The following is a 13,166-nucleotide window of genomic DNA, read 5'->3' on the forward strand; positions in this document are numbered from 1 at the left end:
AGCGGGGCCGCCTAGTGGATGCGAACCCCTTGCCGGGTCAGCTCTGTCTGAACGGCGGTCAGGTCCACATCCGCCAGGCCTCGGTTCGATTTCAGTGACAAAGCCGCCGCCACCCCCGCGCCTTGCCCTGCGACTGCGCAGCAGGCCATGTTGCGCACCGCTGCATGGGAAACCTTGTCGCCACCGATGGCGCGGCCCGTGACCAGCAGGTTGTCGATCCCCTTGGGCAGCATCGCGCGGTAGGGGATCTGCATGTAGCGGCCCGTCGTGGGCAGGATCAGGATGCCGTATCCGTCGATAAATTCCGGGTAGATGCCGATCGTGTCTTCGAACCGGCCCTGATGGCGCACATCCGCTTCGGTCATGTTGTAGACCGCGTCGATCTTGCGGCTGTCGCGGATGCCGATGGACATGCCGAAATTGCGCAGCCGCACGCCCTCGCAGCCCGGCGTGTAGCGGCGCAGCGCCTCGATGGCCATCATCGCCTGCTTGCGCCCCTCGATCTCGAACCTGGTCAGGCTGTCGGGATCGACCCCGTCGCAGCCCGCGAGGTGGACGAGATTCATATAGGTCATCTCGCCCGAGTCATGCACCGCGCCCCAGGTGCCGCCAATGGTGTTGAGATGTGCGGGGATCACCCCGTCGCGGATTGCCTGCGCGAAGGGCTTGGCGAGGAAGGGCGAAAACATATCGTCTTCCTTGCCGTCCGTTTCCACCTGCCATTCGCCGGTGGACCAGTTGGCATAGGTCTGCGGATCGGCCTTGACGCCGTCGATGAATTTCGCCTTGTCGACGCCCGCGACGTGGAACATCACCGATGCGGCCTGGGTTTCCTCCAGCGGGGTCTTGCGGGTGGGGGCACCGGCCCGGTGCGCCACATCCGCGTCGCCTGTCGCGTCAATAACACGCTTGGCCAGCACCGCCTCGCGCCCCGCCTTGCTTTCGACGATCACGCCCTTGATCGCGTTGCCCTCCATGATCGGCGCGACGAAGACCCGGTGCAGCATTGGGTGAATGCCCGCCTCTTCGACCAGCCGGTCGGCGACCAGTTTGAAGCCTTCGCTGTCGAGCTCGTAGGACAGCGACTGGCTTTCGGGCACTGCCGCGCCCATGGCCTTGGCGCGTTCCTCGAATTCCCAGCCAATGCCACCCGCCTCGACGGTCTGTTCATGGCGATACCAGGCGAAGCCCTCCACGCCGACCACGGTGACATTGCCCCCGAAACAGCCGAACCGATCCAGCAGCGTCACCTCCGCCCCCGCCCGCGCGGCGGCCAATGCGGCAGCGAGCCCCCCGGGGCCGGAGCCCACAACCAGCACATCGGTCTGGTGGACCACGGGAATTTCGCGGGCCGGTTCGGTGATGGTCAGCATGAGGGCGCTCCGCCAGTGGTGTCGTCAAACGGTTACAATCACCATCCGCGCGGCGGGGTCAATCGGCTTGACACTTCCGGGCGGCTTGGCCCTGATGCGATCCAACAGAAAGGACCCCAAATGCGCACAGACTTCGACGCCGAACTGGAGGACCGGTTGGTCCGTTATGCCGCCATCGACACCCAAAGCGATGAGACCTCGCCCACCAGCCCGTCGACCACGATTCAGCTGGATCTGGCACGCGTCCTGAAGGCGGAGCTGGAGGAGATCGGGGCCGAGGACGTGACGCTGACCGACTATGGCGCGGTTCTGGCGACGATCCCGGCCACCGTGGAGGGTGCGCCGGTTGTGGGCTTCTGCGCCCATATGGATACCGCGCCCGCCTTCAACGCGACCGGGGTGAAACCGGTGGTCCATCGCCATTACAACGGCGGCGACATCACCTTCGCCGACGCGCCGGGGCTGAAGCTCTCGCCCGAAAACGCGCCCTACCTGGCCGAGAAGGTGGGCGAGGACATCATCACGGCGAGCGGCACCACGCTGCTTGGCGCCGATGACAAGGCGGGTATCGCGATCATCATGACGATGGCGCGCAAGCTGCTGTCGGACCCGGATCAGAAACATGGAAAAATCCGTATCGCCTTCCCCCCGGATGAAGAGATCGGGCGTGGCGTGGATGAACGGCTGCCCGCCGATCTGGGGGCCGATTTCGCCTATACGCTTGATGGGTCGATGCCCGGCGAGCTGGAATATGAAAGCTTTTCTGCCGATGGTGCCTTGGTCACGGTCAAGGGTGTCGCCGCGCATCCCGGATGGGCGAAGGACAAGCTGGTGAACGCGCTGCATCTCGCCGCCAAGATCGTGCAGACCCTGCCGCATGTAACCCTGACCCCGGAAACGACCGAGGGGCGCGACGGGTTCATCCATCTCTACGCGATGTCGGGTACGGCGGCCGAGGCCGAGCTGAGCTTCATCCTGCGCGATTTCGAGCTTGATGGTCTCGCCGCCAAGGGCGTGCTGCTGAAGCAGGTCTGCGAGACCGTCGCCGCCACCGAACCGCGCGCCGAGATCACCTGCGCGATCCGGCCGCAATATCGCAACATGCGCTACTGGCTGGAAAAGGACATGTCGCCCGTAGACCTCGCGCGTGAGGCATACAGGGACCACGGCATGGACCCCGACAGCACCGCCATTCGCGGCGGCACCGATGGCTCTCGCTTGACGGAACTGGGCGTGCCATGTCCGAATATCTTCTGCGGGATGCAGGAAATTCACGGGCCGCTGGAATGGGTCAGCGTGCAGGATATGGCACTCGCCACCAAGGTCTGTCTCAGCCTCGCTGCCCGCGCGGCCCAAGCCTGATTGCCCCCGCGCGCCCTTTCCCCTAATCAGGGGCCAAACGAACCTATAGGTCTGCCCACATGCGTCTGTCCCGCTACTTCCTGCCCGTTCTGAAAGAAACCCCCGCCGAGGCCCAGATCGTCAGCCACCGCTACATGCTGCGCGCCGGCATGATCAAGCAGCAGGCGGCGGGCATCTATTCCTGGCTGCCGCTTGGCTTCAAAGTGCTGCGCAAGATCGAGAATATCGTACATGAGGAACAACAGCGCGCCGGTCATATCCCCCTGTTGATGCCCACTCTGCAACCCGCCGACCTGTGGCGTGAGTCGGGCCGCTACGACGATTACGGCGAGGAAATGCTGCGCATCCGAGACCGGCATGATCGCGACATGCTCTATGGCCCCACCAACGAGGAGATGATCACCGACATCTTCCGCAGCCATGTCAGCAGCTACAAGGACCTGCCGCTGACGCTCTACCACATCCAGTGGAAGTTCCGCGACGAGATCCGCCCGCGGTTTGGCGTGATGCGGGGGCGCGAGTTCTACATGAAGGACGGCTACAACTTCGACCTGACCAAAGAGGATGCGTTGCACGCCTATAACCGCCACCTGGTCAGCTATCTGCGCACCTATGAACGCATGGGGTTGCAAGCCATTCCGATGCGCGCCGATTCAGGCCCCATCGGTGGCGACGATACCCATGAATTTCTGGTGCTGGCCGAAACGGGCGAGTCGGAAGTGTTCTACGACAGCGCCGTGACCGATCTGACCTTTGGCGACCGCGAGATTGACTACGACAGCGTCGAACAATGTCAGGGCGTGCTGGAGGAGTTCACCTCGAAATATGCGCGCACCGACGAGACCCATGACGAGGCTCTGTTCAACCAGATCCCCGAAGAGCGCCGCCGCGTGGCGCGCGGGATCGAGGTGGGGCAGATCTTCTATTTCGGCACCAAGTATTCCGAAGCCATGGGCGCCGAGGTGCAGGGGCCGGATGGGAAGAAGGTTCCGGTCCACATGGGCAGCCACGGCATCGGCGTCAGCCGCCTGCTTGGCGCGATCATCGAAGCCAGCCATGACGACAAGGGCATCATCTGGCCCGAGGGCGTGACGCCCTTCCATGTGGGCATTGTCAATCTTCGTCAGGGGGATGAGGCCACGGATGCCGCCTGTGAACAGCTTTACAAGGCGCTGACCGCTGCCGGTCTGGAGCCGCTCTATGACGACACGAACGAACGGGCCGGGGGCAAGTTCGCCACCATGGACCTGATCGGCCTGCCCTGGCGGATAACCGTCGGTCCGCGTGGCCTGAAAAACGGCGTGGTGGAACTGACCAGCCGCCGGACGGGCGAGAGCGAAGAGATGAGCCTTGAGGCCGCTATCGCCCGCGTGCAGGAAATCTACGCGCCGCATATGGGCTGACCGCCGGTCCTCTGACAAACGAAAAACCGCGCCTCGATCTCTCGGGGCGCGGTTTTCGATTTCAAGGGGCGGTCTTAGCGCAGGCGCACATCGACCGTGGCGTTGTGGCGGCAGGTGAAGGCGCTGCCCTGCGCGGTGTAGCTGCCCGTCCAGCGGCCGCCGCTGGTGGTGCGATAGCGGAAGCGAATGCGGGTCTGGGCGTTTTCCACGTCTTCGAGATTGCGGGTGAAGCTGAAGTAGTATCCGTCCTGGATGACGCGGTTCTCGAAGGGCTCGGACCGCCAGATGCCCTGACCGTAGTCGTAGTAGTCCACGTCATAAATCTGGATGGCTTGGCCGCTGTAGTTGTGCAGGCGCATGGTCACGTCCTCGCAGATGTCGAAGCCCCATGCGCTGGCAGAGCTGGCGGTGGCGGCGAAGGCGGCGGCTGCGAGGGCGGCTTTGGCGAAGGTCTTGAGGGTCATTGGTTTGTCTCCGGTGTTGGGTGTTGTGTTTCGATGATCCTTTTATGCCGGATGGGGACCGCGCGGGGCATGGGGTCGATCCCCCAATATGCGCGTTTGATCGGCGAATTCTGCCACAAGCCTCTGACGCCAAAGAAAAACCGCGCCCCGGTTTCCCAAGGCGCGGTGCATGACTGAAGGAGGGGTCTTCAGCGAACGCTGACGGTGACGGACCGGTTGTGGCGGCAGGTGAAGGTGTTGCTCTGCGCGACATAGCCGCTTTCCCACCGGCCCTGGCTGTTCGTGGCGCGGTAGCGGAAGCGCAGCATGGTCTGGGCGTTCTCCACATCTTCCAGATTGCGGGTGAAGGAGAAGCTGCCGCCGTTCTGAATGACGCGATCGGGCAGCGGCTCGGACCGCCAGATGCTCTGGCCGAAATCGTAGTAGTCGAGGTCGTAGATTTCGATTGCCTGACCGGAATTGTTGTTGAGGCGCATGGTGACATCCTCGCAGATGTCGAAGCCCCAGGCGCTGGCGGTGGTGGCGGTGGCGGCGAAGGCAGCGGCGGCGAGGGCGGCTTTGGTGAAGGTCTTGAAGGTCATCTTGGTGTCTCCTGAAGGTTGCTGTGTTTCGATGACCCAGTTGTGCCGGAACGCGCCCCATTGCGGCATGAGGTCGATCCCCCAATATGCGGGCGGCAGGGTTTCGCCGGGGCCGGGCAGGGGCCTCAACAGATGGGGTTGTCCTGTGCTATGCTGGCTGAAAAGCAGAGAACAGGCAGACCCATGAGACTACTGGCACTGGCCGCCGGACTGGCGGGCGCGGGCGCGATGGCGCAGTTCCCCGAGGCGTCGCAGCACTATGTGCAGCGGCTGGCGGGCGCGGTGGATGAGCTGTCGGTCGTGGTGGCAGACTTCGACCGCTCCGCCCAATCCGCCGGTCTGACGCGGGACGAGGCGTTGGCGGAACTGTCCGGGTCAACCTTCCTTGCCGCCCGCAATGCCGACATGACCCGCACGATCACCCGGTATGAGGCGCTGTCCTCTGACCTGACCTTGTTGCGAGAGGCGGGACCGGTGGAGCGAGCCCTCCTTCTGCCCGCGCGGCTGGACACGGAAATCGGCCGCCGCGCACTGGAGGATTTCCACCCCGCCCTGCCACTCACCGCCAGTGGCGCGGGCTTCGCCGGAGTGGGGTTTCTGGCGGGCTATGGCCTGCTGGCGCTTGTCATGGCCGGGGCGGGGCGCGTGATGCGGCGGCGGCCTGTCGCTGAAACGTGAAACGGGCATGTGAATGGGCGGTTTCCGCTGCCCGCGCCATGCGCTAACCTGCGCCCCAAGCGCCCGAGCCATCAGCGGCGCAAGACAGGAGCAGCCATGCCGACCCCGCCCAAACCCTTCGCCCGGTTCGAATTCATGATCGCCTGGCGCTATATCCGTGCCAAGCGCGCCGAAGGCGGGGTCAGCGTGATGACCTGGATCAGCTTTCTGGGCATCATGCTGGCGGTGATGGCGCTGATTGCCACGCTCGCCGTGCGCGCCGGGTTCCGACATGAATTCGTCGGCACCATTCTGGGCGCGAACCCTCATGCCAGCGTGATCCCCGTGGGCCGGCAGGTGGAGGGTGGGCGCAGCCTGCGGGTGCTGTCCGATTACGATGCCATCGCCGAGCGCCTGCGCGAGGTGGAGGGTGTCACCAGCGCGTTTCCGGTCATTCGCGGGCAGGTCATGGCCACCGCGAACGGGCGCAATGCGGGTGTGGAAGTTATTGGAATTAAGCCGGAAAATCTGGATGAGGTGCCCCTGGTCGCCAACCCTGAACTGGCCTATGGCGCGCTCAGCGACTTCCCCTATGGTGTCGCCTTGGGCGTCGGCGTGGCGCGCGAGCTTGGTGTCAGCGTGGGTGACCGCATCCGCCTGATTTCCCCTGACGGCGCGCGCACGGCCTTTGGCACCAGCCCAAGGATCAGCGCCTACGAAGTAACCTATATATTTCAGGTTGGGCGTTACGACATAGATCGCATTCGCGTCTATATGCCGTTTGATGAGGCCCAGACCTATTTCAACCGCGACGGGGTGGCCGATGAGATCGAGGTCAGCGTCGCCGACCCGGATCGCGTGCTGAACATGGTCATTCCCCTGACCCGCGCCGCCGAGGCGGATGTGATCATCTGGACCTGGCGCGACAGTTCCGGCGCGTTTCTGAGGGCCTTGCAGATGGAGGATAACGTGATGTTCATCATCCTCTCGATCCTCGTCCTGATCGCCACGATGAACATCGTGTCCGGCCTGATCATGCTGGTGAAAAACAAGAGCCGCGACATTGGCATCCTGCGCACCATGGGCCTGTCAGAGGGCTCAATTCTAAGGGTTTTCTTCATCTGCGGGTCCTCCATCGGCGTCGCTGGAACACTGGCGGGCGTGACCCTTGGCTGTGCCTTCGCGATCTGGATCGACCCCATCTTCGCCGCCGTCAACTGGATGGCTGGGGGCGGGGTGTGGGATCCTTCGGTGCGGTTCCTCTCGACACTACCGGCGCGGCTGGAATTGGGCGACGTGATGTCGGCGGTGACGCTGTCGCTTGGGCTCTCGTTCGTGATCACCATTTTCCCGGCCCGGCGTGCGGCGCGGATGAACCCGGTGGAGGCGCTGCGCTATGAGTGATCCGGTGCTGGTGCTCGACGGGATCGAGAAGGGCTACAAGCTTGGAAAACCTGGGGAAATCCGGGTGCTTCGGGGCGCATCCGTAACCATCCAGCCGGGCGAAGTGGTGGCGCTGGTGGCACCCTCCGGTGCGGGGAAGTCGACGCTGCTGCATATTGCCGGGCTGCTCGATACGGCGGATGCCGGAACAGTGCGGATCGGGGGGGATGACCTGACCCGTGCGCGGGACCGGGCGAGGACGGCGACGCGGCGGCAAGATGTTGGATTCATTTATCAATTTCACCATCTGTTGCCGGAGTTCACCGCTGCAGAAAACGTCATTCTGCCACAGCTGGCCAATGGGGTTCCCCGCACAGAGGCCGAGGCGCGGGCGGCGGAACTGCTTGCCCGCGTGGGTCTGGAAAACCGCGCCGATCACCGGCCCGCGGCGCTGTCTGGCGGGGAACAGCAGCGGGTGGCCTTCTGTCGGGCTCTGGCAAACAAGCCATTGATTTTGCTTGCAGATGAGCCGACGGGAAACCTCGACCCCGGCACCGCCGACGTGGTCTTCGACGCCCTTTTGACGCTGGTCAGAGAAACCGGGATGGGGGCGCTGATTGCCACCCATAACCTGGAGCTTGCCGCCCGGATGGATCGGGTTCTGCACCTGCAGGACGGGGTGCTGGTGGCGCAGCCCGAGGGCTGAAAACAGGGGGGTGCCATGCGTACACCCCCTGTACACCCCCCGTACACCGGGCGTGCAGACAGATGGCAGATACAGGCACTGGTTTCTGTGCGGGCAGACGGCTTAGCCGGTCTTGCGTTTGACGGTCAGCACTTCGGCGCACCAGTCGGCGATCATCTTCACCACCGGGCCGCGCATGGCGTCGCCCTCCATCAGGATCTCGTGCCGGCCACCGTCGATCTGCTGCAACCGGCTGCCCGGCCAGCTTGCGGCGCGGGTGTGGATGGCGGGTGTCTCGACGATGCGTTCATCGGTGCCCAGAAAGACCAGCATCGGCAGATCGGGCGGGTCCATCTCCATCAGCGCGGCGGTTTCTTCCAGCGCCGCATTGACCCACCGGATCGAGGGGCCGCCGAGCGCCAGTTCCGGGTGTTGGGCGACCTGGCCTTCCATGTAGTTGAACATGTCCCGGTCATTGGTCAGCGGGTTGTCGTTGTATTCCATCGCGGCGGCAGGGCCGGTGGTGGGGGCAAAGTTCTTGTCCAGCCCGAGCGGTTTCGACAGGCCCATGACCACGCCGGAAATCGCCTTGAGGAAGCCCGACATGCGGATGCCCCACATCGGCGAGGAAAAGATCACGCCCGACACTGGCAGCCCGTCATAGATCGCCCGCAGACCGATCGCGCCGCCCATGGAATGGCCCAGAAGGAACCAGGGTTTCGGCAGGTCGAGCTGGTCGAGAACGGCGCGCAGGGCGTCCACGTCTTCGCGGTATTCATCGAAGCTGACCACATGGCCCATGTCGCGGCGATGCGCGGGACGGTCGGACAGGCCTTGACCGCGCCAGTCCATCGCCAGCATGCCATAGCCGTGATCCGCAAGCTCGCCGGCGAGGCGGCCGTATTTTTCGATATACTCGGTCCGGCCCGGAAACATCAGGATGGTGCCCTTGGGCCCCGCAGGCCAGACGCCCACGCGCAGGCGCGTGCCGTCCCTGGCGCGCAGCCAGTGGGCCTTGGCCCCCTCGGGCCCTTCCGCGATATCCTGAAGAAACGGGGCCGGTTCCATTGTCGCTTATCCCAGAAGGCCACCCAGACGCATGGCGGTGCCCATATCGCCGTCAAGGCGCAGGCGTCCGCCCATGAAGGCGGAGGTGGGGTTCAACTCGCCCGACAGGATTTCCTGGAACGTGTCGGCGTCGGCAGAGAGGGTCACGTCGGCCTCGTCACTGTCATCGGCGGCGCGCACGCCGCTGCCGTCGACCATGATCGCGCCTTCGCCGTCGATGGAGAATTTCGCGGTCCCGTCAAAGCCGCCCGACAGTTTTTCGGAAAGTGCGGCCACGGCTGCTGTGATGATCTCGCTCATGTGATGCGTCCTTCGTCAGTTTCAGGCCGGAAATCACTGGAATGACCGGCCCCAGATGCTAAGTTCGGGAATGACCATGCGGAATATGCGTTCAACATACAACAGTGTCGTGACGGCAGCCATTGCCTTGTGTCTGTGGCTGCTGCCGGTGGAGGCGCATGCCGATCAGCTGGACGAGCTGTTCCGGCAACTGGCCGACCCCGGAACGACGAACTGGGAAACGGTGGAACGCGATATCGAGATCCAGTTGAGCCTGTCGGGGTCGGCCTCTGCCGATCTGCTGCTGCGGCGCGGTCAGGACGCGCTGGAGGAACAGGATTTCGAGGCGGCGATTGACCATCTGACCGCCCTGACCGACCATGCGCCGGAGTTCGCGGAGGGCTATAACAGCCGCGCGATTGCCTATTTCCTTGCCGGGCTGATCGGGCCGGCGCTGGACGACCTGCGCCATGTTCTGGTGCTGGAGCCACGCCACTACGGGGCGCTGGCCGGAATCGGGGCGATTCTGGAAGAGGTGGGTGACGATGAGGCCGCACTTGCCGCTTATCGTGCCGCCTTTGCTATACATCCGCACCGCACCGACCTACATGGTGCCATAGCCCGGCTGGAACGGGCGATCGAGGGCACCGCCCTGTAAAGGCAAGCGATCCCGAACGAAGGGCGACAGAGCAGAACCATGCAACGCCAGGGGCGCATCACGGCCGTTCTCGGGCCGACCAATACCGGCAAGACCCATTATGCCATCGAGCGGATGCTGGCGCATCGCACGGGGGTGATCGGCCTGCCGTTGCGTCTGCTGGCGCGCGAGGTCTATGACCGGATCGTTTCGCTGCGCGGGCCGCGCGTGGTGGCGCTGATCACCGGCGAGGAACGGATCGTGCCGGACAGCGCCCAGTACTGGGTCTGCACGGTCGAGGCGATGCCCACGGGCATGGGCTGCGATTTTCTGGCGGTGGATGAGATCCAGCTTTGTGCGGACCCCGAGCGGGGGCATGTCTTCACCGACCGCCTGCTGCACGCGCGGGGGCTGCATGAGACGCTGTTTTTGGGCTCCGACACCATGCGCAGCGCGATTGCGGCCTTGGTGCCGGGCGTGCAGTTCATGCGGCGCGAGCGGTTCTCAGAGCTGACCTATACCGGGTCGAAGAAGATCAGCCGGATGGTGACGCGGGCGGCGATCGTGGGATTCTCGGTCGAGAATGTCTATGCGATTGCTGAATTGCTGCGCCGACAGCGGGGCGGGGCCGCCGTGGTGATGGGCGCGCTTAGCCCACGCACGCGAAACGCGCAGGTGGAGCTCTACCAGAACGGCGATGTGGATTACCTCGTTGCTACGGATGCCATCGGGATGGGATTGAATCTCGATATCCGGCATGTGGCGTTTTCGGGCCTACGCAAGTTCGACGGGCGCAAGATGCGGATGCTGGCGCCCAATGAGCTGGCCCAGATCGCGGGCCGCGCCGGGCGGCATACGCAGCCGGGGACCTTTGGGGTGACGGGCGAGGCCAGCCCGCTGGACGACGAGGTGGTGCAGGCGATCACCAATCACAGCTTTCGGCCCGTGGGCAAACTCTTCTGGCGCAATGCACAGATGGCGTTCGGCACCGTGGACCGGCTGATTGCCTCGCTGGAAGCCCCGGCAGTGGACGAATGGCTGACCCGCGCGCGCGAGGCCGACGATATCCGCGCGCTCAAGACCATCGCGGCGATGCCGGAAATGGCCGACCGGATCAGCGGCCCCAAGGACGTGCGCCTGCTCTGGGATATCTGCTGCGTCCCCGATTTTCGGGGCATCAGCCACGCCGAACATGCGACCCTGCTGGCGCGAATCTACGAGTTTCTGCACGGGGTGGGCCGGGTGCCCGATGACTGGATGGCCCGTCAGGTCAAGCGGCTGGACCGGACAGATGGCGATATTGACACGCTATCGAAACGATTGGCCTATATCCGCACATGGACCTATGTGGCGCAACGTTCCGGTTGGGTTGATGACGAAAGCCATTGGCGCGGGGCCACGCGTGCCGTAGAAGACCGCCTGTCAGATGCTTTGCACGAGCGTTTGACCCAAAGATTTGTTGACCGGCGCACCAGCGTATTGCTGCGCCGGTTGAAGCAGAAGGAGGGCCTTGTGGCCGACGTGAATGACAAGGGTGAAGTGACGGTTGAGGGCGAATTCGTCGGCCGTCTGGAAGGGTTCCGCTTCCGGCAGGATGCCAGCGCAACCCCGGATGAGGCAAAGACGCTGCGCCAGGCTGCGGTTGCGGCTTTGCGGCCCGAATTCCACCTGCGCGCCGACCGGTTCTACAACGCCCCCGACACGGAGTTCGACTTTACCGAACAGGGTGGCCTGATGTGGGGTGACCAGGCGATCGGCAAGCTGGTGAAGGGGTCTGAGCCTCTGAAGCCCGTCGCGGAAGCCTTCGTGGATGAGGAAGCGGGCCCCGAGGTGATGCAGAAAGTGCAGCGCCGGTTGCAGCATTTCATCGACCGCAAGGTGGCGACCCTGTTCGAGCCGTTGCTGGCGATGTCGCGCGACGAGGCGATCACCGGTCTGGCGCGGGGCTTTGCCTTCCGTCTGGTCGAAGCGCTTGGCATTCTGCCGCGTGCAGAGGTCGCCGACGATGTGAAATCGTTGGACCAGGAGGCGCGTGGCCTGTTGCGCAAGCATGGCGTGCGCTTCGGTCAGTTCACGATTTTCCAGCAACTCTTGCTGAAACCCGCGCCGACGCGGCTGCGTCTGGTGCTGTGGGGGCTGGCCAGCGACCACGCGGAGTTTCACGAAAGCCCGCCGCCGGGTCTGGTGACGATCCCCGCCGTCGAAGGCGCCCCGCGCGAATATTACACCAATTCCGGCTATCGCCTGGCCGGGGCCCGTGCGATTCGCATCGACATGCTGGAACGTCTGGCCGACATGCTGCGCCAGCAGGACAGCCGGGGCGGGTTCGAAGCCACCGCCGATATGCTGTCGATCACCGGCATGACGCTCGATCAGTTCGCCGATCTGATGGGCGGACTGGGCTATGCCGCCGAGAAAGGTGAGCGCCCCAAGGTGAAAGCTGCCCCCGCAGCCGGTGGTGAACCTGAGGCCCCCGCCGAAGTGCCGGGCGACGCGCCGACTGAGGCCCCGGAGACGCCCTCCGAAACCCCGGCAGAAACGCCCGTGGAAGCGCCGGTCGAAGCGCCGGTCGAAACCCCGGCGGACGCGCCCGTTGAACTGCCCGATGAGGGCAGCGCCGAGGCGGCAGAGCCGGAGATCGAGACCTTCTACACCTTCACCTGGGCCCCGCGCCGCCGGTCCGGTCCGCAAGGCGGACCACGCCGGGACGGAGCCAAACCGGGCGGCAAGCCGCGTGGCAAGGGCAAGCCGCAGGGCAAGGGCGGGCCGAAAGGGCCGCGCAACGAGAAACCCAAGAGTTACTCGGCCAAGCCCGAGCGGCGCGAGAAGAAGATCGACCCCGACAACCCGTTCGCGCAGGCGCTGGCGGGGCTGAAGGGCAACTCCTGACCGAGGAGGCGCCCTCCCGGCTGCGGCTCGATAAATGGCTGTGGCACGCGCGGTTCTTCAAGACCCGCACTCTGGCCGCGCGCATCGTTGCGGGCGGCCATGTGCGGGTGAATGCCCAGAAGGTTCACAAGCCCGCCGCAACGGTCGGCCCCGGCGATGTCCTGACCTTCGCACAGGGGCGTGACGTGCGGGTGGTGCGCGTTGTCGCCATTGGCGAGCGGCGTGGACCGGCACCGGAGGCGCAACAGCTTTACGACGATTTGACACCGGTCAAGGAAACCGTCCCGCAAAACCCGTCATACGAGGGAAAGGGGCGGCCCTCGGGCAAGGATCGCCGGGCGCTTGGTTCTTTACGACGCAGCCCGCTTGAATGATGCCCGTGCCC

13 protein-coding genes are annotated in these 13,166 nt (G+C 64.6%); 8 read left to right on the forward strand and 5 right to left on the reverse strand.

The features are described from left to right. Positions 1-11 precede the first annotated feature (11 nt). Positions 12-1,373 carry an FAD-dependent oxidoreductase gene (locus EP237_RS01705; RefSeq protein ID WP_127557442.1) on the reverse strand — a complete coding sequence of 454 codons (1,362 nt, stop codon included), beginning with the start codon at positions 1,371-1,373 and terminating at the stop codon, positions 12-14. Positions 1,374-1,493: 120 nt separating this feature from the next. On the opposite strand from EP237_RS01705, the gene pepT reads away from it, so the two are divergent. After that, on the forward strand, positions 1,494-2,735 hold the full coding sequence (gene pepT, locus EP237_RS01710) for a peptidase T (RefSeq protein ID WP_127557444.1): 1,242 nt from the start codon (positions 1,494-1,496) through the stop codon (positions 2,733-2,735). A 59-nt stretch (positions 2,736-2,794) separates the two neighbouring features. Next, positions 2,795-4,138 carry a proline--tRNA ligase gene (gene proS, locus EP237_RS01715; protein ID WP_127557446.1) on the forward strand — a complete coding sequence of 448 codons (1,344 nt, stop codon included), beginning with the start codon at positions 2,795-2,797 and terminating at the stop codon, positions 4,136-4,138. 74 nt (positions 4,139-4,212) lie between these two features. Here the strand turns inward: proS and EP237_RS01720 are convergent, their stop codons facing one another. After that, on the reverse strand, positions 4,213-4,602 hold the full coding sequence (locus EP237_RS01720) for a hypothetical protein (RefSeq protein ID WP_127557447.1): 390 nt from the start codon (positions 4,600-4,602) through the stop codon (positions 4,213-4,215). A gap of 188 nt (positions 4,603-4,790) precedes the next feature. Further along, entirely contained in the window at positions 4,791-5,183 is a 393-nt protein-coding gene (locus EP237_RS01725) for a hypothetical protein (RefSeq protein ID WP_127557449.1), read from the reverse strand. Between the two features lie 183 nt (positions 5,184-5,366). On the opposite strand from EP237_RS01725, the gene EP237_RS01730 reads away from it, so the two are divergent. The 3 genes from EP237_RS01730 (at position 5,367) to EP237_RS01740 (ending at position 7,929) form a co-directional block, all read left to right on the forward strand. Beyond that, a complete protein-coding gene (locus EP237_RS01730; RefSeq protein WP_127557451.1) occupies positions 5,367-5,861 on the forward strand; it encodes a DUF2937 family protein in 495 nt (164 codons plus the stop codon). Positions 5,862-5,957: 96 nt separating this feature from the next. Beyond that, complete coding sequence (locus EP237_RS01735; RefSeq protein ID WP_127557453.1) at positions 5,958-7,244, forward strand: lipoprotein-releasing ABC transporter permease subunit; 1,287 nt, start codon at positions 5,958-5,960, stop codon at positions 7,242-7,244. Then, positions 7,237-7,929, forward strand: coding sequence for an ABC transporter ATP-binding protein (locus tag EP237_RS01740; RefSeq protein ID WP_127557455.1), 693 nt, complete (start codon positions 7,237-7,239; stop codon positions 7,927-7,929). Before EP237_RS01735 ends, EP237_RS01740 begins: the two co-directional genes overlap by 8 nt. A 102-nt stretch (positions 7,930-8,031) precedes the next feature. On the opposite strand, the gene EP237_RS01745 is transcribed toward EP237_RS01740, so the two are convergent. Together EP237_RS01745 and EP237_RS01750 are read right to left on the reverse strand one after the other, a co-directional pair. Continuing rightward, positions 8,032-8,976, reverse strand: a complete 945-nt coding sequence (locus EP237_RS01745) for an alpha/beta hydrolase (protein ID WP_127557457.1) — start codon at positions 8,974-8,976, stop codon at positions 8,032-8,034. A gap of 6 nt (positions 8,977-8,982) precedes the next feature. Beyond that, positions 8,983-9,276, reverse strand: a complete 294-nt coding sequence (locus EP237_RS01750) for an SCP2 sterol-binding domain-containing protein (RefSeq protein ID WP_071688654.1) — start codon at positions 9,274-9,276, stop codon at positions 8,983-8,985. A gap of 85 nt (positions 9,277-9,361) precedes the next feature. Here EP237_RS01750 and EP237_RS01755 point away from each other — a divergent pair, with 85 nt between their 5' ends. Genes EP237_RS01755 through EP237_RS01765 form a run of 3 tightly spaced genes read left to right on the forward strand, consistent with a single transcriptional unit; the run spans position 9,362 to position 13,155 of the window. Then, complete coding sequence (locus EP237_RS01755) at positions 9,362-9,913, forward strand: tetratricopeptide repeat protein (RefSeq protein ID WP_240661444.1); 552 nt, start codon at positions 9,362-9,364, stop codon at positions 9,911-9,913. A gap of 39 nt (positions 9,914-9,952) precedes the next feature. Next, a complete protein-coding gene (locus EP237_RS01760) occupies positions 9,953-12,781 on the forward strand; it encodes a helicase-related protein (protein ID WP_127557459.1) in 2,829 nt (942 codons plus the stop codon). Beyond that, positions 12,778-13,155: an RNA-binding S4 domain-containing protein gene (locus tag EP237_RS01765; protein WP_127557461.1), complete on the forward strand. Its 378-nt coding sequence runs from the start codon at positions 12,778-12,780 to the stop codon at positions 13,153-13,155. The genes EP237_RS01760 and EP237_RS01765 overlap by 4 nt, the downstream gene beginning before the upstream one ends. Positions 13,156-13,166 lie beyond the last annotated feature (11 nt).

Source organism: Nioella ostreopsis (genome assembly GCF_004000255.1).
GTDB classification, from domain to species: domain Bacteria; phylum Pseudomonadota; class Alphaproteobacteria; order Rhodobacterales; family Rhodobacteraceae; genus Nioella; species Nioella ostreopsis.